Below are 20,842 nucleotides of genomic sequence, written 5' to 3'. Positions count from 1 at the left end.
TCACGGGGCGTCGAGCTTGGCGGCCTCGATCGACGGACGGAGCACGTCGGCCTTCGTGATGCCGACGTGCCTCTGGACGATGCGACCGCGTGCGTCGAGCACGAGCACGGTCGGGATGGCGTGCACGTCCCCGAGCGGGCCCCGCCCCACACGCGACTCGGAGTCACCGAGGGCGACGGGGAACGTCACCTTGAGGGCGCGCGCGTAGTTCTCGACGAGCTCGCGTTCGTGCTTCTCGTGGAGGGCGACGATGGCGTACCGGACCTGGTCGCCGTCCCTTTGGGCCATGCGGCTGACGATGCCGACCTCGGCCTGGCTCGCCACGTCCCAGGTGGTGAGAAAGACGAGCACCGCGGGTTTGCCGCGGAAGGCCTCGCTCGAGACGGGGCGCTCGTCGAGCGAATCGAACACGAACGGACGAGCGTCTTCCCGTGACGCGACCGGGGCGACCTCGGGCCCTTTTCCCCCGCACGCCACGAAGCACGCCGCCACGGCGACGAAGAGCGCGCGACGCCCCGTGCCGGCGTCAGTCCGTTTTTTGCCCGACGAAACCATCGTTCTTGTCGGCGAAGAGCACGTTGAAGGTCGTGAGTGTTCCGTAGCACTGCGTGATGTACTGCTGGAGCTGCACTTTTTCTTCGTCGGTGAGCTTGGCGGTGCCGTTCACCTTTTGCTCCAGCACCCGCAGCCTGTCCCGGATCATCACGATTTTGTGGAAGAACGTCTCGAGGGGGACGCGCTTCTCGGCCGTCTCTTTGTTGCCCGGGACGAGCACGAGCTCGCCGCCTTGCCACCGTCCGCCCAGGTCGACGGGGGCGACCACCAGCTCCTCGTGGATGACCTGGCGAAGAACCTTGCGAAACTCATCGGCGTCCATGTCGAGCAACTCCTCCGGAATCACCACCTCGGGGCGGTCGTGGGTCTTCGTGCGGTCGCCTCGCGACGCGCGTGGCGTGCGCTCGGGCTTCTTGGGCGCGAGCGTGAAGGTGCCTTTTTTGACGTACTTGGAGCACGTCGACGTCTCGTAGAGGGGGGCGGGCCAAATCGCGAGCAGGCACTCGCCGTGGCGCTTCACCTCGCCCGAGGCGTCGATGTCCTCGATCACGCGCACGAACCGCGCGCACGAACCGCAGCGGCCCTCGAGGTCGGGCCTATCCACGGGCGCCTCTCGCGCGAACGCGGGGTGCGAGTTTCGCCGTGACCTCGGCTGGGCCGTGCATGAGGCCGGGGTGCTAGCACCAAACGGAGCCCGGCGCATCGCCTTATCCTGTCCGCCGCGGCACGAAGCGCGGTAAGCTAAAGCGGACCCGTGAGCGCCGAAGGCCCGCCGAACGCCCCGTCTCCGAACGACCCCGCCGTCTCCGCGCGGGTCACGGAGAACCTCGACCTCGTCGAGAAGCTCGCGCGCTCGACGAAACGGCTCACGCCTCGCGCGGACTTCGACGATCTCGTCGGCGCGGGCCGCATGGGTCTCCTCCTCGCGGCGCGCGCCTTCGATCCGACCGCAGGGGTGCCGTTCCGAGCCTACGCGAGCCACCGCGTGCGCGGAGCGATGCTCGACCACGTGAGGCGCGCCGGCAACCTGTCGCGCGCCGGCATGAGCCGCGTCCGCGCCTACGAAAAAGCACAAGAGATCACCCTCGCGGCCGCCGAAGAGGATGGCGCGCGAAAGGCCCCGCTCTCCCCCGAGGACGCCGACCGCGCCCTCGCCGAACGCCTCTCCGCGTGCGCGACCGCCATGGCGATGAGCATGCTGAGGACCGGCGGCACCGACGACCTCGAGCACGTCCCGGAGGAACGGGACCCCGCGGCCGCGCTCGAACAGAAGCTCCTCCTCGGAAAAATCGAGGACGCCCTCGCCGAGCGCCCGGAGACCGAGCGCGAGATCGTGCGGCTCCACTACTTCGAGGACCTCACCCTCGAGGAGATCGGGGCACGCCTCGGCTTGCACAAATCGTGGGTCTGCAGGGTGCTCGCGAGGGTCGTCGGCGACCTGGCGAAGCGCCTCGATCGACGCCCAGTCGGAGCCGGCCCGTGAACGTCGCGGGGAGCGGGCTCGCGTCCTGGGCCTGGACCCTGGCGTCACGCGCGCGGGCTCGCGGGGAGGCTTCGACCTTCGATGGCCGGTGAGCGCGAGCGGGTGATCGTGGCCATGAGCGGCGGAGTCGACTCCGGCGTCGCCGCGGCGCGCCTCGTCGACCAGGGGTACGACGTGGTGGGTGTCACACTTCATTTGTGGGACTACCCCGACTCCCCCGACGAAAAGGGGGGCCACGGCCGGTGCTGCGCCCCCGAGGACCAGTACGACGCGCGCCGCACCGCCGACGCGCTCGGGTTCCCGCACTACACGTTCGACCGGCGCGAGCTCTTTCGTCTGCGCGTCGTCGACCCCTTCGTCGAAGCCTACCTCGAGGGCGAGACGCCGAGCCCGTGCACGGCGTGCAACCGCACCGTCAAGCTGGGCGAGCTCGAGGGCATCGCCCGTCGTCTCGGCGCGACGCGCATCGCCACCGGACACTACGCGAGGGCGGGCCGCTCGGCCCAAGGGCACGCCCGCATCCTCGAAGCCAAGGACGCGCGCAAAGACCAGAGCTACTTCCTCTACGCAACGCCCCACTCGCTCGTCGAAAAGATGCTCTTTCCTCTGGGCGAGAGCCACAAGCCCGAGGTGCGCGCCGAGGCCGTCGCGCGCGACCTGCCCGGCGCCACGAAGGGCGAGAGCCAAGAGCTCTGCTTCGTCGGCCAGGGCGATCACGCCTACGTGGGGCTCGTCGAAGAGCGCGCCGACAAGGCTCGCATCCGCCCCGGCCCCATCGTCGACGCCGACGGCCGGGTGGTCGGTCGGCACGAAGGTGTGCACAGGTACACGGTGGGGCAGCGGCGCGGCCTCGGGGTGGCCGTGGGCAAACCCGCCTTCGTGTCGCGCATCGATCCGTCGACCGGGACGGTGACCCTCGGGGACGCGGGCGACCTGCTCGCGCGTGAGGTCGACCTCGAGGACGTCCACCTCGCCGAGGGCGCGACGCTCCCTTCCCGGGCGCGCGTGCGGATTCGCTACCGCCACGAAGGCGCCTTCGGGCACGTGCTCCCGCTCGGCCCGCCGGGAGAACGCCGCGCACGTGTCGTGCTCGACGAGCCCGTGAGAGCGGCCGTTCGTGGGCAAATCGCCGTCTTCTACGAGGGTGACGCCGTCCTCGGGGGCGGCCGCATCGTGCGCGTCGGCGCCGAGGTCGCCCCATGACCTCGAGGCGCACACCGATTCTCGCGTCTCTCGCTCTGGCGCTCGGGGTGGCGCTCGTCCCCGCCTGCACGAGCCCCGAGGGCGAGGGCTCGCTCTACGGCTCACTCGATTCCCCGCCCTGCCTCACGGGCCCCTTCGACCTCGCTCCCGACTTCTTCGGCACCATCGCCTACCGGTCGCAGGTCATGTTCCGCATCCAGCAGAGCAGCGACAACCAGGCCTACAGCGACGGCGCCTTGATGGTGGTCGAGGACATCGAGAAGGTGAAGTCCTCCCTCGATCGCCCGCTCGTGGTCACCCTCCCCCCCGAGGTGACCGCACCCGGCGTGCCCATCTCCCCGACCGACGACCCGGGCAACGTTCACCTTTCCCTATACCTTTTGCGCACTTGCAAGACGCAGCCCGTCACCCTGCACGCCGTGAGGGAGGTGTCGTTCGACGGGGCCGGCGCCGCGTGCGACGTGACCCGCCCCGAGGGCGCGACGATCGATCCGGCGTGCGAAACCCCGCCGTTCTCCACCGACCCGCGCGGCGACGGGAAGAGCCGCATCGTCTTCCACTCGATCTTCGCGGGCGACACGGCGACGCTCGACTCCGAGCCGAGGCGCACCCGGGGCTGCTTCGACATCTACCTCGCCGACCCGCGCGAGGTGAACGGGGCGACCCTCGCCCCCCCGCGATGCCGGGGCCACCTGCGCGGTACGTTCGACTTCCTCTTCCGAAGGTCGCGCCCGTCCCAGCCCTTCCCGTGACGTGCCCCTCGCGAGGAGCCGCGAGGTCCTCGTGGTGGGTCGAGGTCGGGGACCTGCCCGGGCCGAGCGGAGGTCCCCGCCTCCTGAACCTTGCGAAGCGAGGGTGAGGCCGATACCGTTAGGGCGTGCACGTGGCCCGCAGAGTCGTCGGAATCGCCTGCGCCGTCGGCTTCTTGGCGGCGGCCGCACCCGCGTGGGCCGACGGAGACAGCCCCCCCACGGCCGACGCCCCCACGGTCTCGGAGCCCCCGAAGCCCGCCGGCGTCCCCGCCGAAAAGAAGGGAAAAGCGGCATGGTCCGCCGGGGATATGGGGGGAGCCGAGGTGTTCTACCGCGAGGCGATCGCCAAGGGAGGCCTCGCCCCGGACGAGGTGCTCGAGGCCTACGTGCGGCTCGGTACGGCCAGGTTGCTCCTCGGCCGCAAGGAGCAGGCGCTCGCCGCGTACAAGGCGGCGGCCGTCATCGACAACGCCTTCTCGGTGCCGAGCGAAGGTGGACCGAAGGCCGAGACCCTCGCCACCATCGCGAAAAAAGAGATGTCCGCGGTCGGCACGCTCGTCCTCGGCCTCTCGGCGCCTTCGAGCGTGAAGGGCGGAAAGGCCTTCCGCGTGCGCGCCAAGATCGACGATACCCACTCGCGGGTGCTCACGCGCCTCGGCCTCTCCACCAAAGACGGGTCGGGAAAGGAGCTTTACCTCTCCGCGAAGCCGGCCCCCGTGGTGGAGTTCGAGGTCCCCGCCGAATCCGTCGTTCCCGGTGGCACGCTCGTCGTGCGGGTCGACGCGCTCGACAGCCACGACAACCGCCTCGCGTCGGCCGAGAGCCGCGTCGAGGTCACGGGGACCAAACCCGTGGTCGTCGCCAAAGGCCCCGAGGGCACGCCGGCCAAGCCCGCGCCCCAGAAAAAGGAGGGCGGCGGGTTCTTCAGCTCCCCCTGGACCTACATTGTGGGAGGAGCGCTCCTCGCCGGCGCAGGTGCCACGGTCTTCATCCTGACCCGCCCTGGCGACGACGTCACCGTGGGTGCAGTTTCCGTGCGTGCGCGATGAAGTCGCCTGCTAAGCTCTCGAGGAGAACTCCGTGGCTCAAGACCGTGCACAACGCCAAGACTCTTTCGCGCGGAGCGGCGCGAGCGCTTCGCATGGGGGCCAGGCGATGAGCGGCAGCGAGGGCGGCACGTACTTCCTCGGGCGCTACCGCGTCGTCGACGAGATCGGCATCGGCGGCATGGCCAGCGTGCACCTCGCGCGCATGGACGGCCCGGGCGGTTTCCAGCGATGGGCCGCCATCAAGAAGATCCACTCGCACCTCATCGAGGACGACTCCTTCATCCAGATGTTCTTGGACGAAGCGCAGGTCGCCGCGCGGATCTCGCACCCGAACGTGGCGCAGGTGTTCGACCTCGGCAAGACCGAGGACACCTACTGGATCGCCATGGAATACCTCCACGGCGAGCCGCTCCGCGAGATCATGCGGCGCACCGAGGAGGTGGGCACGGCGATGCCCCCCGAGATCGCGTGCCGCGTGATCGCCGACGCCGCCGAGGGCCTGCACGCCGCGCACGACCTCACCGGGAAGAACGGCGAGCAGCTCAACCTCGTGCACCGCGACGTGACGCCGCACAACCTCTTCGTCACCTACGACGGCATCACCAAGGTGCTCGACTTCGGCATCGCGAAGTTCAGCTCGCGGGCTGCGCACACGAAGGCCGGAACGCTCAAGGGCAAGCTCGCGTACATGTCGCCCGAGCAGGTCCACGGCGAGCAGCTCGACCGCCGCACGGACGTGTTCGCGCTCGGCGTCGTGCTCTGGGAGCTCACGACCGGGCGGCGCCTCTTCCGCATGGACAGCGACCTCGACACGCTCGCCAAGGTGCAAGAGTGCGACGTGCCGCGCCCGAGCGCGCTCATTCGCGGGTACCCGATCGACCTCGAGAAGATCGTGATGAAGGCCCTCGCGAAGGACCGCAACGAGCGCTTCAAGACGGCGAAAGAGCTGTCCCGCAGCCTCCAGCAGCTCCTCATGCGGCGCGGTTTGTTCATCGCCAGCGACGAGGTCGCGCAGTACGTGGGCGCGCTCTTCCAAGACCGCATGAAGAAGCGTGACGAGCACCTCAAGTGGGCCTCCGAGGTCACGCAGACGGTGAACGTCGACGGCTCACCTCCCCTCGACGCCGTCCCCAAAGCCATCGGTCGGTCCCAAGAGGGCTCCGACGTCAAGAACCGCAACGTGCCGGCGAAACCGCTCCCGGCAGCTGGCGCACCTGCGGCTCCGCGCCCGGTCGACATCGGCTCGGGCAGGAGCAGCCACGCCCAGCACAGCTCGCCAGCCCCTAGCCCGCCGCGACCCTCGGCTGCCGCCCAGCCGCCCCGCCCTTCCATGGCGCCTAAGCCACCCGCTCAAGCTCAAATCGTGCACGACGTCCACCCCGCCGACGCTGACGGTCCCACCATCCAAGCCGACGTGGACGACGCCCCCGCGTCCGGCCCCGGCGAGGACGGACCGACCATGATGGCCGTCGCGCCGCGCGATCCCGCGCCCGCGCCTGCTCCCGCTCCTCCGAGGCCGGTCGCCGCTGCGCAGCCTTCACCCCCGCGCCCACCGTCTCCGTCGATCCCCGTGCTCGACGAGGACCCGTTCGAAGACCAAGAGGACGCCACCATCGTGCAGATGGGCGGCGGCGCGGCCGCGGCCGCGGCGGCCTCGGGGCCAGCGTTCCCAAGCCCCCCCCTACCCGCGGCCGGCATGCCCGCGGCGGCGCCGAGCGCACCGAACGTCTCCAAGGCGACGTCCGTGGGCGGCTTCGCTCCCCCGGGCGCACCTGCGGAGGGTCCGGCGACGAAGCCCCCGCCGCCCCTCCCTGGCGGAGCGGGCGCGCCTGGCATTCCGCCGAGCACGGCGCTCTTCGGGGGCTCGACGATGGCCCTCGGAGCGTCGGCCAACCCTGCCTTCATGGCGACCGCCCTGCAGCCGCAGGTGCCGATGCCCGCGCCTCAGCCGCCCATCACGACGGCGACGAACCCCTTCGACTTCCAACCTGCCGGCGGGCCGCAGGGAGCGATGGGCATGGGTCAAAACCCCATGGGTCAAAACCCCATGGGTCAAAACCCCATGGGTCAAAACATGGGTCAGAACCCCATGGGCCAAAACATGGGTCAGAACCCCATGGGCCAAAACATGGGTCAGAACCCCATGGGCCAAAACATGGGCGGCCCGAACATGGGCGGCGCGCAGCCGATGATGGGCTCGCCGTTCGGACCTCCTCAGGCTCCGAGCCCGTTCGACTTCGGCCAGCCGCAAGGCAACCCGGGGATGGACATGGGCGCCCAGGGCCCGAACGCGATGATGGGACCTGGAAATCCCTCTCGCATGGCCCCGACGATGCCTGCGATGAGGGACCTCAACCTGTCGCAGTCGGCGGTCGGGGTGAACAGCGTCTCGATGAGCGCGCAGCCCAAGAGGGCGCCGATGTGGGTCATCGCGGCGATCTCCTGCGCCGTCGTGCTCGCCATCGTCGCCGCCGTGCTCATGGTCATGTCGAGGGGAACGGCCGCCGACGGGAAACCCGCGCCCAGCGCGTCGGTGTCGGCCGAGCCCGCGGCTTCCGTCGTCGTCGTCCCGCAGCCAACGCCCACCGTCGTGGAGACGGTCGCGGCGACGGTCGCGACCGTCGCGCCGCCCCCCGACACGGCTCCCGTCGCCACCGAGGCCCCGACGGCTGCCCCCACGGCCGCTCCCACGCAGGCCCCGACCGCCGCTCCCACGCAGGCCCCGACCGCTGCTCCCACGCAGGCCCCGACCGCGGTCGCGACCACGAAGCCGACGGCGCCTTCCCCGACCCCGGTGCCGGGTCCTGGGCCCACTCCCCTCGGGACCGCGAAGCCCGCGGCGGGCCCCGGCACGCTGACCGTCGTATGTATGCCCAAGTGCGAAGAAGTGCGCTTGGACGGCGCGGTCATCGGGACCGGCAACGTGTACGGCAAAGAAGTGGCGGCCGGAAACCACACGGTCTCTCGGTCGGCTGGCGGCAAAAAAGACACGCGCTCGGTCACGATCAAGGCGGGCCAGTCCGTGGAGATTCGCGGAAGCCTGTGACCATGACGGGGCCGAGGCACGCGGGTCATCTGGCGCCCGGCGATCGTCGCGGACGACCGACCCCGCGGCGAGCTCGGGCGCTCGGGGTGGCGTTCGCCCTGGCCGTCGCGCTCTCGTGCAAGGGGGGCTCGGAGGTCTCGTTCGAGCTCGACATCGCCAAGGGCATCGCCGACCAGGCCACCTGGTACGAGATCGGCGCCTTCTCCGAGGGGTACTGCCAGGCCGTCAAGCCGATCCTGTCGTCGGGCATTCCACTCGACGGCGCTGCGGCCCGCGTGGCCTTCCGCAAGGACAACGCCGCGCCTCCCGCGATCGGCAGCCTGAAAAAAGGCCTCTACGCGTTCGCCGCGATCGCGCGCCGGGACGATTGCGGCGTGCTGGCGAGCGGGTGCGCCGAGGTCGACGTGGGCTCGGAGAGCGAGATCCGCATCACGATGGATCCCGTCGCGCAGACGCCCGGAGCATGCGGCACGACCTCGAAGTGCACGGCGGGGCGCTGCGTCCCCTCGAACGACAACGAGACCATCGGCGCGGGGTGCTCCCTCGCGCTCATCGGCGCCGGCCCGCTCGGGAACCTCTTGTCGACGAGCGGCGAGTACGTGTCCGCGCCGGCGATCGTGCCCACCTCGACGGGGTTCCTCATCGCGTACCGCGAGGTCGACACCGAGGGCGGCGCGAGGCTCACGCTCATCCCGCTCGACGGCGGCGGAGGGGCGCTTCCTCCCCTCGTGAGCCCTCGCCTCGCAGGCGGCCTCCTCCGCGACTATTGCATCGACGCGGCACCCTCCATGACCGACGGCGCGGCGCTCGTGCTCGGCGCCGGAGGCGGCACGGCGATCGTGTCGCACCCCGCGTGCGGAGGTATCGGCGGCGTCGACATTTTTCCGACCGACCCGACCGGAATCATCACGGGCTTCGGACGCTCCGGAGGTCAGGGGTCGCGCTCCGCCTGTCTCCGTCCCGCGCCCTCGCGGCTCGCGCGGGCGCCACCCCGGTGCTCGCGTACGTGCAGAACGGGCAGGCCGAGGTCGCGGGCGTCAACGGGGCGGACCTCGAGGCGCCCGAGCGCCGTGGCAAGTTCGGAGGCACGGCCACGGCGGCCTGGGTCGCCATCGACAAGACGATCGCGTTCCTGTCCGTCGGCACGAACGGAGGCACCCCACCGCCGCCCGTCGACGCGGGCCCGAGCGACGGCGGCGCCGACGCCTCGCGCGACGCGAGCGCGCCTCCTCCTCCGACGTCCGACTCGGCCCTCCGCTTGAAGACGAGCGACGATCTCGCGGACCTCACGAAGCTCACTTCGGCGAGCTCGGTCGTGGTCGCCAACAACGCCAAGTGGGGCTCGATGGCCGTCGTCGGGAAGCGTGTGTTGGTGGTCGCACCTTCGGAGTTCGAGGGTGCGCCGGTCGACGTGCACGCGTTCGACGGGAGCCGCCTCGTGACGAGCGCGACGCCGATCGCGGTCGAGGGCATCGGCGAGGCGACGGCCGGAGACATCACGGTCTCGGGCGACCGAGCGTTCGTGGCCGTGCTGCGCCGAGGCGAGATCTCGCTGGCCGCGCTGGACCGAGTGTCGACGCAACCGACCCCGTTCGATCCTCCGAGGGTCGTCTCGTTCCTGCGCGACAGCCGCATCCCGTCGATCGCGAAGATCGAGGACGGCAAGGTCGCCATCGCCACGTCGGGCACGCGCGTCGCCGTCGCGTGGAGCTCCGCGTCCAAGATCGACGTGAACAAGCCCGTCGGTGGGTACGCCGTGTTCGCGTGCGCTCCCTGAGCCCCGCCACCGTCCGCGGGCGCCGCGGAGCGTGGACGAGGGCGGAGCCTTCGCGTACAAACATCAGGATTCATTCACGTTTTTGCGTTCGCACGGGCGCACCTTGCCGGGACGCGGGCGCGCCACGCGGCGGTGCGCCCGAGTCGGTGTAGGGTGCGGGGATGTCCCGCCCCAAGTCCCCCGGCCGGCCTGTCACGGCGTCCCTCGAGGTCACGAGCATCGCCCCTGGGGGGTTCGGGGTGGCGCACGTGGAGCACGGAGGGGAGCGGCGCGCCGTGTTCGTGCCCCACGCGGCGAAGGGCGATCGCTTGCTCGCGGAGGTGTCGTTCGGCTCGCGGCCGGCTCGCGCGAGGGTGCTCGAGATCACGGCGCCATCGGCGGATCGGCGCCCGGCGGGCGAGATCCCGTGCGCGCACCTCGACGCCTGCGGGGCCTGTGACTTCATGCACCTCCGGGCCGAGGCCCAAGGCGACGCGCACGTCGCCATCGTGCGGGCGAGCTTGCCGGCAGGGCTCCGCGACGCGGCGATCGAGCGTCACCCCACGGGCCGCGCCCTCGGCGCGCGCGAGCGAGCGCGTGTGCACATCGACGCACGACGCGGGAGGCGCCCCGTCGTCGGCATGTTCGCCCGCGGCACCCACACGACCCTTCGCATCGCGTCGTGCGTCGTGCTCGATCCCGCCCTCGACCGCGTACGTGACCTGCTCGTCGACATTCTGGACGGCGCGTCCGGCGAGGGGGAGGCCCACCTCGCGATGGGCCGTGGGCCCGACGGCGCCCCACGCCCAACGGTCGTGGTCACGTTCCGGGGAGAGCCGCTGCCAGGCGCGGTGTTCGCGCGCGCCGAGGCGGCCGTGCGCGACGGGAGGCTCGCTGGCATCTCGTTCGACGGCGCGAAGGTCGGGCACGTCCGTCCGACGACGCTCGGCGCCGACGGGAAGGACCTCGTCTTTCCCGCGGGAGGTTTCGCGCAGGCCAACGGCGAGACGAACGCGGCGCTCGCGAACGCGGTCGGCGCTGCGGCGGCGCGCCTCTTCGCGGCGTCGACGAAGGGGAAGTCGGTGCTCGAGCTCTACGCCGGGTCGGGGAACCTCACCGTCGCCCTCGCGGCGGCGCTCCCGGACGCGCCGATGGTCGCGATCGAGGCGTCCGAGGATGCGTGCGACGCGATGCGGACGAACCTCGGGGGGCGGGGGCTCGGGGGCCGCGTTCGCGTGGTCCACGCGAACGCGGACGACGCGCCCATCCCCGACGGGACGCGGGTCGTGGTGCTCGACCCACCGCGCGCGGGCGCGCGCGCGGTGTGCGAGCGCCTCGCGCGCTCGAAGGTCACGGGGGTCGTCATGGTCTCCTGCGATCCGCCGACCCTCGGCCGCGATCTCGGGATCCTCGACGCGCGCTTCGAGCTCGTGTCGCTCACCGTGTTCGAGATGTTCCCCGAGACGAGCCACGTCGAGACCCTCGCCGTCCTCCGCGCCCGTGAGCGCGGCTCGTGAGCCGCGCTCGCGGCCCCCGCGGCCCCCGCGGCTCCCACGCCCCGTCGCTCACGACGCTCGCGCGTCGTGAGCTCCTCGCCACCCTCACGCCCGACGAGAAGCGTGCAGGATGCACGCTTCTCGTCGGCGTCAGCGGCGGCCCCGACTCCATCGCGCTCCTCGACGCGCTCGCGCGCGTGGCCGCGCGCGAGCGCGACGGGGTGCGGCTCGCGCTCGTCGCGTGCGGCGTGGACCACGGGCTCCGCGCCGAGGCGGAGGCGGAGCTCCGCCTCGGCGCGGAGCTCGCGGCGCGGCACGGGGTGCCGTGGGTCACGAAGCGCGTCGCGGTGCGCCCCGGGCCGAACCTCCACGCGCGCGCGCGGGAGGCTCGGCACGCGGCGCTGCTCGAGGCGGCCCACGAGGCGTCGGCGGGGCGCGCGGGCGCGACCTTGGTCGCGACCGCGCACCACGCCGACGACCGCGCCGAGACGTTCCTCATGAGGCTCGCCCGAGGCGCTGGGCTCTACGGCCTCGCCGTGCTCCCGCCACGTGAGGGCCACCTCGTGAGGCCGCTCGTCCGCGCGCGGAAGGCCGACATCATGACGCACATTACCCGACATGGCCTTACCTACGCGAGCGACCCGTCCAACCTCGACCCACGCTACCTCCGCGCCAAGGTCCGCGCGGAGGTGGTGCCGCAGCTGCTCGCGCTCGACCCGCGGCTCGTCGAGCACGTGACAGCGGTGTGCGACGAGCTCGTCGCCCTCCGCCGCGACGGGGTGCTCACGCCGTCCCCCGCGGGCGCGGGGCGCCGCGCGAGGGCCGAGCTCGACCGCCTCGGCCCCAGCGGGCCACGAAAAATGGCCGTAGCGCTCCCCAACGGGCACTTCGCGACCTATGATCGTCCTGCGGGCCGCGTCGTGATCCTTCCTGGGCCCTCGGACACACCTCCCTCTCGGGAGCGCACGCCCCCCGTAACCGCCTCCTCCGCCGCCCCCCCGCCCACTCGGCCTCCTCGTAAAGGCCCGTAAAGACCTCCCGAAACTCGTGCCTCGGGCCTTCGGGAGCCATAGTAAGCTAGAAGTCTCGTTCCCTTCGTCTCGAGCCGCCCGTCCGCCGGTCGGCACCTCTGCTCCCCCCTCGCGTTCGCCGAGGGCCGAGGTCACACGTGAAGCAATCGCACAAGACGCTTCTTCTCTGGGTCGTACTCATCTTCATGTTCCTCGCCATTTGGCAGTTCTTGGGGAACACCGAGAAGAAGACGGCCGTCGCCTTCAGCGAGTTCGTCTCCGAGGTCCACGCCGGCAAGGTGAAGGACATCCACATCAAGGACCGCGAGTACCTCTACACGCTGTCCGAGGGCGACCCGCGCGCGGCCCAAAAGTCGACCACCGGCCCCCAAGCCGACGAGGCGCTCCTCGCCCAGCTCCGCCCGGACTCGAAAGACCAGCCCGCACCGAAGATCTTCTTCGAGAAGGAAGACACCTCGCCCTTCTGGTCGAGCGGCCTCGTGACGCTCATCCCGATGGTGCTCATCGTGCTCATGTTCTTCGTCTTCATGCGCCAGCTCCAGGCGGGCGGCGGTAAGGCGATGAGCTTCGGCAAGAGCAAGGCGCGCATGCTCTCCGACTCGCAGAACAAGGTGACCTTCGCCGACGTCGCCGGGGCCGACGAGGCCAAGGACGAGGTCGAAGAGATCATCGCGTTCCTCAAGGATCCCAAGAAGTTCCAGCGCCTCGGCGGCCGCATCCCGAAGGGGGTGCTCATGATCGGCCCACCCGGCACGGGCAAGACGCTGCTCGCGCGCGCCATCGCCGGCGAGGCCGGGGTGCCCTTCTTCAGCATCTCGGGCTCCGACTTCGTGGAGATGTTCGTCGGCGTCGGCGCGAGCCGCGTGCGCGACCTCTTCGAGCAGGGCAAAAAACATGCACCGCTGCATCATCTTCATCGACGAGATCGACGCCGTCGGTCGCCACCGCGGCGCGGGCCTCGGCGGCGGTCACGACGAGCGCGAGCAGACCTTGAACCAGCTCCTCGTCGAGATGGACGGCTTCGAGGCGAACGACGGCGTCATCATCATCGCCGCGACGAACCGCCCCGACGTGCTCGACCCGGCCATCCTCCGCCCCGGCCGCTTCGACCGCCGCATCACGGTGTCTCGCCCCGACGTACGTGGCCGCGAGGCCATCCTCCGCGTGCACGCCAAGAAGACCCCGCTCGCGCCCGACGTCGAGCTCGAGGTCATCGCGCGCGGCACGCCCGGCATGAGCGGCGCCGACCTCGAGAACCTCGTCAACGAGGCCGCCCTCCTCGCCGCCCGCCAAGACAAGGACGCGGTGTCGATGATCGACTTCGAGATGGCGAAGGACAAGGTCTTCATGGGGACCGAGCGCCGCTCGATGGTGATCAGCGACGAAGAGAAGTGGAACACGGCCATCCACGAGGCCGGCCACGCGCTCGTCGCGCTGTCGATCCCCCACCACGACCCGGTCCACAAGGTCACCATCATCCCGCGCGGCCCCGCGCTCGGCGTGACCTTCTACCTCCCCAAGCAGGACAAGCTCTCGCTCTCGCGCGAGCAGGCCGAGGCCCAGATCGCGAGCGCGCTCGGCGGACGCATCGCCGAAGAGGTGTTCTTCGGGCGCCTCACGACGGGCGCCGGGAGCGACATCAAGCACGTGAGCCGCATCGCGCGCGCGATGGTGTGCGAGTGGGGCATGAGCGAGAAGCTCGGGCCGCTCACCTACGGCAGCAACGAAGAGTCGGTCTTCTTGGGGCGCGACTACACCCAGCGCAGCCAAGACTACTCCGAGCAGACCGCCGAGGAGATCGACCGCGAGGTTCGGCGCATCGTCCAGGTGCAGTACGACCGCGCGCACGCCATCCTCGTCGAGAAGAAGGACACGGTCGAGGCGATGGCGAAGGCCCTCGTCGAGCGCGAGACCCTCGACGCCGAGGAGCTCGACGCGGTGATCGCAGGCCGCGAGCTCCCCGCGCGCGAGAAGGTCGTCATCCCCTCGTACGCCGACAAGGACAAGGCCGCGAAGGAGAAGCGCAAGGCCGCGAGCATCTTCGGCGGACCTCCGAAGCCCGCCACGAGCACCTGACCTACGCACCCACGAAACGACCCACGAGGCCCCTCCCACGAGGGGCCTTCGTCTTTTCGAATGTCACCCGAACGCCACACGGTCGACACGCGGCATTTGCGCGACGGAGCAGTCCTTGCGCCGAAAAAAGCCCGAAGAATGCCGCGGTCGAGGGTTGCCCGGGGGCGTACTTCTGACTACCTTCCGGCCCCCGAGAAGGAGCTCTGAGCCATGTCGAAGAAGATCGCCATCAACGGTTTCGGACGTATCGGCCGCTGCGTCGTTCGCGCCCTGCACGAGCGCGGGGTCGGAGACCTCGAGCTCGTCGCCATCAACGATTTGACCAACCCGGCCACCCTGGCGCACCTCTACAACTACGACACGGTGCACGGCCGCGCCGAGCAGCGCGCCACCGCGGGTGAGGGCAAGCTCACGATCGCCGGCAAGGACATCAAGATCCTCGCCGAGAAAGAGCCCGGCAAGCTCCCCTGGAAGGACCTCGGCGTCGACATCGTCTTCGAGTGCACGGGCCTCTTCACCGACAAGGAGAAGTGCCAGCCGCACTTCGACGCCGGCGCCAAGAAGGTCATCGTCTCGGCCCCCGCCAAGAACCACGATCTCACCATCGTGATGGGCGTCAACCACGAGCTCTACGACACCTCGAAGCACCACCTGCTCTCGAACGGCTCGTGCACGACCAACTGCCTCGCCCCCGTCGCCAAGGTCCTGCACCAGGCGTTCGGCATCAAGCAGGGCCTCATGACCACGGTGCACTCGTACACGAACGATCAGGCCGTGCTCGACATCCCGCACCGCAAGGGCGACCTCCGCCGCGCGCGCGCCGCCGCCCAGAACATGATCCCGTCGTCGACCGGCGCCGCCAAGGCCCTCGCCGAGGTGGTCCCCGAGCTGAAGGGCAAGTTCGACGGCCAGGCCATTCGCGTCCCCACGATGGACGTGTCGGTCGTCGACCTCTCGTTCACCACCGAGAAGCCCATGTCGAAGGACGCCATCCACGCGGCCATCAAGGCGGCGTCCAAGGGCCCGATGAAGGGCATCCTCGGCTACACGGAGGAGCCGCTCGTCTCGAGCGACTTCATCGGCGATCCGCGCTCCTCGATCTTCGACGCCACCGTGACCCAGGTCCTCGGCGACAACTTCGCCAAGATCATGAGCTGGTACGACAACGAGTGGGGCTTCTCGAACCGCATGATCGACCTCGCGCAGCTCGTCGCCGCGAAGCTCTGAGCGTCGGCCGAGCGCTGCCCGTGCCCCGCCCTCGTCGGGTGGCACGGGCTCGCTCCCCAGCCCTCGTCGAGCCCACGCCACGGACCTTCGTAACCCAAGGAAAGCGCTCATGAATCCGCTCGCCGGCATCTCCTCCATCCGCGACCTCCCCATCGAGAACAAGAAGGTCTTCGTCCGCGTCGACTTCAACGTGCCCCTCGACGGCGGGAAGATCACCGACGACTCGCGCATCCGCGAGGCGCTGCCGACGATCAAACACGCGCTCGAGCGCGGCGCGCGCCTCGTGCTCGCGAGCCACCTCGGCCGACCGAAGCCCGGCAAGACCGAAGGCCTCTCGCTGGAGCCCGCCGGCGCCCGCCTGGCCGAGCTCCTCGGCGTCGAGGTCCACCTCCCGGAGGACTGCATCGGCGACGCCCCCAAGAAGGTCGTGCAAGACCTCCGCGGCGGTCAGGTCTGTCTGCTCGAGAACCTCCGCTTCCACCCCGAGGAAGAGAAGAACGACGAGGCCTTCGCGCAGAAGCTCGCCGAGCTCGCCGAGATCTACGTCGACGACGCCTTCGGGTGCGTCCACCGCGCCCACGCGAGCGTGCACGGGATGGCGAAGCTCTTTCGGGATCGCGGGTGCGGCTTCCTTCTCGAGAAGGAGATCGCCGCCCTCGGCAAGCTCGTGACCGCGCCCGACAAGCCCTACGTCGCCGTGCTCGGCGGCGCGAAGGTGTCCGACAAAATCGCGGTGGTCGACGCCCTCCTCGAGCAGGTGCAGGTGCTCGTCATCGGCGGGGCCATGGCGAACACCTTCCTCGCCGCCCAGGGAAAGAACCTCCAGGCCTCCAAGATCGAGGGCGACAAGCTCTCGCTCGCGCGCACGATCCTCGAGAAGGCCAAGGCGAAGAAGGTGGAGCTCTTGCTCCCGACCGACCTCGTCGTCGCCCAGAGCCTCGAGGCCAAGGAGGGCAAAGTGGTCGCGGCCGATGCCGTGCCCGAGCACCACATGGCGCTCGACATCGGCCCGAAGAGCCTCGAGGCGTTCGCCGCGGCGTTCGGCGGCGCGAAGACCGTCTTCTGGAACGGGCCGATGGGCCTCTTCGAGAAGGCCCCCTTCGCGGCCGGCACGTTCGGGCTCGCCAAGGCGCTCGCGGCCTCGGACGCCTTCACCGTGGTCGGCGGAGGGGACAGCGCGGCGGCCGTGCACGCGGCGGGCGGCGACATCGCCTCGAAGATGAGCCACATCTCGACGGGTGGCGGCGCGTCGCTCGAGCTCATCGAAGGCAAGAAGCTCCCGGGCATCGAGGTCCTCCGCACCGCCCCGTGACGGGCCGCCTCCCGAGGCGACTCTGTTTATCCATTCATATCGAATAGTTACGATTCACCCCAGCGATCCACGAGCCTCATGAACCCGAAGCGCACCCCCCTCATCGCAGGCAACTGGAAGATGCACCACGGCGGCACGAGCGGAATCACGCTCGCCGCCGAGGTCGTCGCGCTCTCCAAGAGCGTGCCGCACGTCGAGCTCCTCGTGGCTCCCCCGTTCACCGTGCTCGCGGCGGTGGCCCACGAGTGCGACGGGAGCGGCGTGCTGCTCGCCGCCCAGAACGTGCACGACAAAGAGAAGGGCGCGTTCACGGGCGAGGTCAGTGCGGCGATGCTCGCCGAGGCGGGGTGCACGTGGGTCATCGTCGGGCACTCCGAGCGGCGTCAGCTCTTCGGCGACACCGACACGTGGGTGAACCAGAAGACGGCCGCGGCGCTCTCGGCGGGGCTCTCGCCGATCGTCTGCGTCGGAGAGACGCTCGAGGAGCGCGAGGCCGGGAAGACCCTCGACGTCGTGCTCGCGCAGGTGGCGGCCGTGCTCGAGACCTTGAAGAGCGCCACGCGCCCCGTCGCGATCGCGTACGAGCCGGTCTGGGCCATCGGTACGGGCAAGGTCGCCGGACCGAAGGAGGCCGAAGAGGTGCATGCGGCCATTCGAGCCGAGCTCGTCAAGGCCGCGCCGGCGCTCGGCGAGGGGACGAGGATTCTCTACGGCGGCTCCTTGAAACCCGACAACGCCGAGGCGCTTTTGGCCTGTCCGAACGTCGATGGCGGTCTTATCGGTGGAGCGAGCTTGGATGCCGCCCAGTTCGGTGCTATCGCCCGTGCGGCGGAGACGCTCGCCACCCGTACGCCCGCCTGAGCCTCGCCCTTTAGAGCCCCGAAGTGAACACCTTCCTCAGCATCCTCCACGTCCTTATCTGCCTCATCCTCGTGCTGCTCATCCTCGTCCAGCAGGGCAAAGGAGGCGGCATGGGCGCGGCGCTCGGTGGGGGTGCATCGAACCAGGTGTTCGGCGGCCGGGGCGCGGGCAACTTCCTCACGCGCGGCACGGCCGTGCTCGCCGCGCTCTTCATGCTGAACTGCGTGGCCATCGCGTACTTCACGACCGATCGCTCCCTCCAGGACCGCCAGGCTCAGGAGAAGAAAGAGCGCGACAAGAAGGGCGCCAGCGGCACGGCGCGCGCCAAGGACTCGGCCGCCGCACCGGCACCGAGCGCCGCGCCCGCCCCCTCCGGAGCCGAGGCCCCCGCGCCGAGCGCGCCCGCGGCTCCCGCCAGCGCTGCGTCGCCCGACGCCGCCAAGTAACTCTCCTCCGCCGTGCCGGTCGCCGACGAGCGCCGAGCTCTCGCGCTCGAGGTTTCCGGGGCGCTCGTGGTGCGGGCGCTGCTCGTGCTGGTCGTGCTCGGTCTCGGCTTCCGGGCCGTGTCCGACGATGACTACGCACGGGTCGTGATCGCCGAGCGGTGGGTAGCGTCTCCTGCGCTGGATCCAAGCGGGACGAGCTGGCTCCCGCTCCCCTTTCACGTGATGGGCGTCGCGATGGCGGCGTTCGGGAGGTCGCTCGCCGTAGCGAGGGTCGCGTCGGTCGGGTTCGTGCTTGCTTCGCAGGTGGCGCTCCACGTCGCGCTCCTCCGGACGGGCCTCTCTCGGCACGCGCGGCTCTTCGGGCTCGCGGCAGCCGCGCTCCTGCCCTGGTCCCTCTTCTGCTCCGCGGCGACGGTGCCGGAGGCCCCGACCGCCGGCCTCGTGGCGGCGGCGCTGCTCTTCTCGGCGCTGCCCCCGGGGCGAGCCGATCGCGCGACGAGGCTCACGGCCGGAGCGCTGGCCCTCGCCGCGACGCTCTGCCGGTACGAGGCGTGGCCGGCGGCGGTCGTGGTGGCGATCTCGCTCGCGTGGCTCGGGCGCGCGGAGCGGGGAGCCGACCTCCGGGTGCTCGCGCTCGCGGTGGGGCTCGGCCTCGCGGGTGCGCTCGGCTGGATGGTGTGGAACCGCTGGAGCCACGGCTCGGCGACGCACTTTCTCTTTCGGGTGGCGAGGTACAAACGCATGCTCGCGCAAGGCGGGCCCGAGATCGCGCTCTCGGAGCGCCTCCTCGCCTACCCTCGCCTGCTCGTCGTGCACTTCCCGGAGGCGCTCGTCGCGGCGCTGCTGCTCGTCGTGCGCGTGCCCGCGCGACTCACGGCGGCGGCGCGCGTGGTCCTCGTCGGCCTCCTCGGCGTGGGAGCCTTCCTGGTCGTAGGGAACGTGAACGACGGCGCCCCTACCCACCACGCCGAGCGCGCGTGGCTTGGGGTCGTGACCGCGGTCGTCGCGCTCGGCGCGGGGCGTGCGACCGAAGGGCTCGTGTCACGCCGCGCGTGGGGGGCCGTGGCCGTGGCGCTGGGGCTCGCCGGAGCGCTTCGGTTCGCGGCCACGGAGGCCCCTGGCGGAGGCGACGCGGATCGGAGCGCGCAGGTCGCTCGGGGGCTCGCCCTGCGCGGCGCGGGACCGTTCGCGGTGGCTCCGTGCGCCTACGAGCACTTCGCGCTGCTCGCCGCGTACGGGCGCCCCGAGGACGTGACCGTCCTCCCGGCCGAGCCGAAGGGGAGCCCTTGCCCGCGCGTCGTGCTCCCCTGACCCAAGCACCTCCGGCGGTGCTTCGCGCCATCGCCGGCGATGCTCCAAGCCCACCGACGTGACCGTCCTCCCGCCCGCGCCGAAGGGGAGCCCTTGCCCACGCGTCGTGCTCCACGGACCCAAGCACCTCCGGCGGTGCTTCGCGCCATCGCCGGCGATGCTTCGCTGCCGACGGAGGGAAAAAGAAACGGAGAGCGGGCACCGAGCCGGCTCTCCGCTCTCCCGGTCGGTCGACGCTTCAGCGGAAGATGTCGCACTCCGCGGCGGTGATGAGATCGGTGATCTGGGGCTCGCAGGTGCCGAGGCAGATCTTGCTCGAGCACTGACCGGAGAAGCGGCAGGCGGAGCTGTTGGCGAGCGGCCCCACGCACTTGTTCGTGGCCGTGTCGCACGCGTTGCCGTTGAGGCGGTAGGCGCACTCTTCGTCGCTCGCGCAGGTGTCACCGATCGCCTTGATGGGGCGGCAGCGACCGACGATCGGCGCCACGGCTGCGTCGCCGGTGCCCGAGTCGCTCGGAAAGACGCCGCCGTCGGCGAAGGCCTCGCAGTAGTGGCCGGTCTGGCACTCGACCGTGGCGCGGCAGTTGCCGTTGACCGGCACGGTCCCTTGCAGGGTCGTCTGGCAGAGGTTGAGCGCCCCCGAGTACGTGCTCGACGTGATGTTCTTGCACCCAAGCGTTCGGATGCCCTGGTAACAGGCGGCGCCCTTGCCCGTGTCGACCGTCACTTGGCCGCCGCGGAGGACCGCGTCGGATACGGTGACGAGGTCTCCTTGGAACCCGTACCCTTGGTAGAGCGTGCGGCACTTGGCCATGTCGAACTGGGCCTGACCGGCCGCGAGGCAACAGCCCCGCGTGAGGGTGCAGAGCGCCTCGATCTCGTTCTGGGCGTGAGCGAGGATGACCGTCGCGTCGGGCGTAATCACGGACGTGTCGGCGGCGTCGCTCGCGTCCCCCGAGTCGGCGTTGGCGGCGTCGCGCGCGTCGGCGGCGTCGGCCGCGTCGGTCCCCGCGTCGACCGGCTTGGCGTCGGGCACGAGCACGTCCTTCGGGCCGACGTCGGCCGAGGCGTCGCTCGGGGTGTAGCCGTCGTCGCCGGTGCAGGAGACGATCATGGTGCCGACCGAGGCGGCGGAGAGCATGACCGTGAGGAAGACAAGCGGTCGAAGTCGCATCGAGATTCTCCTGGAGGTATCCTAGCAGGTTTGCCTGGGGACGGCGCTCGCATCCGTGGTCGAG

At 70.7% G+C, this 20,842-nt stretch carries 17 protein-coding genes and 1 pseudogene; 14 read left to right on the top strand and 4 right to left on the bottom strand.

Annotated features, from left to right (window positions below; all coding sequences use genetic code 11):
* Together IPK71_17645 and IPK71_17640 are read right to left on the bottom strand one after the other, a co-directional pair.
* Positions 1 to 555, bottom strand: a complete 555-nt coding sequence (locus IPK71_17645; protein MBK8215558.1) for a TlpA family protein disulfide reductase — start codon at positions 553 to 555, stop codon at positions 1 to 3.
* On the bottom strand, positions 527 to 1,159 hold the full coding sequence (locus IPK71_17640; GenBank protein ID MBK8215557.1) for a hypothetical protein: 633 nt from the start codon (positions 1,157 to 1,159) through the stop codon (positions 527 to 529). Before IPK71_17640 ends, IPK71_17645 begins: the two co-directional genes overlap by 29 nt.
* Before the next feature lie 150 nt (positions 1,160 to 1,309).
* Between IPK71_17640 and IPK71_17635 the strand changes: the two genes are divergently transcribed.
* The 5 genes from IPK71_17635 (at position 1,310) to IPK71_17615 (ending at position 8,088) form a co-directional block, all read left to right on the top strand.
* Positions 1,310 to 2,038: a sigma-70 family RNA polymerase sigma factor gene (locus IPK71_17635; GenBank protein MBK8215556.1), complete on the top strand. Its 729-nt coding sequence runs from the start codon at positions 1,310 to 1,312 to the stop codon at positions 2,036 to 2,038.
* 114 nt (positions 2,039 to 2,152) lie between these two features.
* Entirely contained in the window at positions 2,153 to 3,241 is a 1,089-nt protein-coding gene (gene mnmA / locus IPK71_17630) for a tRNA 2-thiouridine(34) synthase MnmA (protein ID MBK8215555.1), read from the top strand.
* Entirely contained in the window at positions 3,238 to 3,993 is a 756-nt protein-coding gene (locus tag IPK71_17625) for a hypothetical protein (protein MBK8215554.1), read from the top strand. The genes mnmA and IPK71_17625 overlap by 4 nt, the downstream gene beginning before the upstream one ends.
* Before the next feature lie 131 nt (positions 3,994 to 4,124).
* On the top strand, positions 4,125 to 5,042 hold the full coding sequence (locus IPK71_17620; GenBank protein ID MBK8215553.1) for a hypothetical protein: 918 nt from the start codon (positions 4,125 to 4,127) through the stop codon (positions 5,040 to 5,042).
* Between the two features lie 31 nt (positions 5,043 to 5,073).
* Complete coding sequence (locus IPK71_17615; protein ID MBK8215552.1) at positions 5,074 to 8,088, top strand: protein kinase; 3,015 nt, start codon at positions 5,074 to 5,076, stop codon at positions 8,086 to 8,088.
* A 334-nt stretch (positions 8,089 to 8,422) separates the two neighbouring features.
* Here IPK71_17615 and IPK71_17610 read toward each other — a convergent pair whose 3' ends face one another.
* A complete protein-coding gene (locus IPK71_17610; protein ID MBK8215551.1) occupies positions 8,423 to 8,779 on the bottom strand; it encodes a hypothetical protein in 357 nt (118 codons plus the stop codon).
* Between the two features lie 303 nt (positions 8,780 to 9,082).
* Here IPK71_17610 and IPK71_17605 point away from each other — a divergent pair, with 303 nt between their 5' ends.
* The 9 genes and pseudogenes from IPK71_17605 to IPK71_17565 all read left to right on the top strand — a co-directional run bounded on the left by IPK71_17605 (position 9,083) and on the right by IPK71_17565 (position 19,604).
* The gene (locus IPK71_17605; GenBank protein MBK8215550.1) at positions 9,083 to 9,865 is read left to right on the top strand and encodes a hypothetical protein; all 783 of its coding nucleotides are present in this window, start codon (positions 9,083 to 9,085) and stop codon (positions 9,863 to 9,865) included.
* Positions 9,866 to 10,026: 161 nt separating this feature from the next.
* Positions 10,027 to 11,361, top strand: coding sequence for a class I SAM-dependent RNA methyltransferase (locus tag IPK71_17600; GenBank protein ID MBK8215549.1), 1,335 nt, complete (start codon positions 10,027 to 10,029; stop codon positions 11,359 to 11,361).
* Positions 11,358 to 12,371: a tRNA lysidine(34) synthetase TilS gene (gene tilS, locus IPK71_17595; protein MBK8215548.1), complete on the top strand. Its 1,014-nt coding sequence runs from the start codon at positions 11,358 to 11,360 to the stop codon at positions 12,369 to 12,371. The genes IPK71_17600 and tilS overlap by 4 nt, the downstream gene beginning before the upstream one ends.
* 494 nt (positions 12,372 to 12,865) lie before the next feature.
* A pseudogene (ftsH, locus tag IPK71_17590) lies at positions 12,866 to 14,447 on the top strand (ATP-dependent zinc metalloprotease FtsH).
* Between the two features lie 210 nt (positions 14,448 to 14,657).
* Positions 14,658 to 15,674, top strand: a complete 1,017-nt coding sequence (gene gap, locus IPK71_17585; GenBank protein ID MBK8215547.1) for a type I glyceraldehyde-3-phosphate dehydrogenase — start codon at positions 14,658 to 14,660, stop codon at positions 15,672 to 15,674.
* Positions 15,675 to 15,783: 109 nt separating this feature from the next.
* Positions 15,784 to 16,986 carry a phosphoglycerate kinase gene (locus IPK71_17580; protein MBK8215546.1) on the top strand — a complete coding sequence of 401 codons (1,203 nt, stop codon included), beginning with the start codon at positions 15,784 to 15,786 and terminating at the stop codon, positions 16,984 to 16,986.
* A 78-nt stretch (positions 16,987 to 17,064) separates the two neighbouring features.
* Positions 17,065 to 17,847 carry a triose-phosphate isomerase gene (locus IPK71_17575; protein ID MBK8215545.1) on the top strand — a complete coding sequence of 261 codons (783 nt, stop codon included), beginning with the start codon at positions 17,065 to 17,067 and terminating at the stop codon, positions 17,845 to 17,847.
* 23 nt (positions 17,848 to 17,870) lie between these two features.
* Positions 17,871 to 18,293: a preprotein translocase subunit SecG gene (gene secG, locus IPK71_17570; GenBank protein MBK8215544.1), complete on the top strand. Its 423-nt coding sequence runs from the start codon at positions 17,871 to 17,873 to the stop codon at positions 18,291 to 18,293.
* 12 nt (positions 18,294 to 18,305) lie between these two features.
* Positions 18,306 to 19,604 carry a hypothetical protein gene (locus tag IPK71_17565; GenBank protein ID MBK8215543.1) on the top strand — a complete coding sequence of 433 codons (1,299 nt, stop codon included), beginning with the start codon at positions 18,306 to 18,308 and terminating at the stop codon, positions 19,602 to 19,604.
* Positions 19,605 to 19,842: 238 nt separating this feature from the next.
* Here the strand turns inward: IPK71_17565 and IPK71_17560 are convergent, their stop codons facing one another.
* Positions 19,843 to 20,778 carry a hypothetical protein gene (locus IPK71_17560; protein MBK8215542.1) on the bottom strand — a complete coding sequence of 312 codons (936 nt, stop codon included), beginning with the start codon at positions 20,776 to 20,778 and terminating at the stop codon, positions 19,843 to 19,845.
* Positions 20,779 to 20,842 lie beyond the last annotated feature (64 nt).

Source organism: Myxococcales bacterium (assembly GCA_016712525.1).
Taxonomy (GTDB): Bacteria; Myxococcota_A; Polyangia; order Polyangiales; family Polyangiaceae; genus JAAFHV01.
Note: the sequence above shows the minus strand (reverse complement) of the source record. Positions and strands in the feature narration are given on the sequence as shown.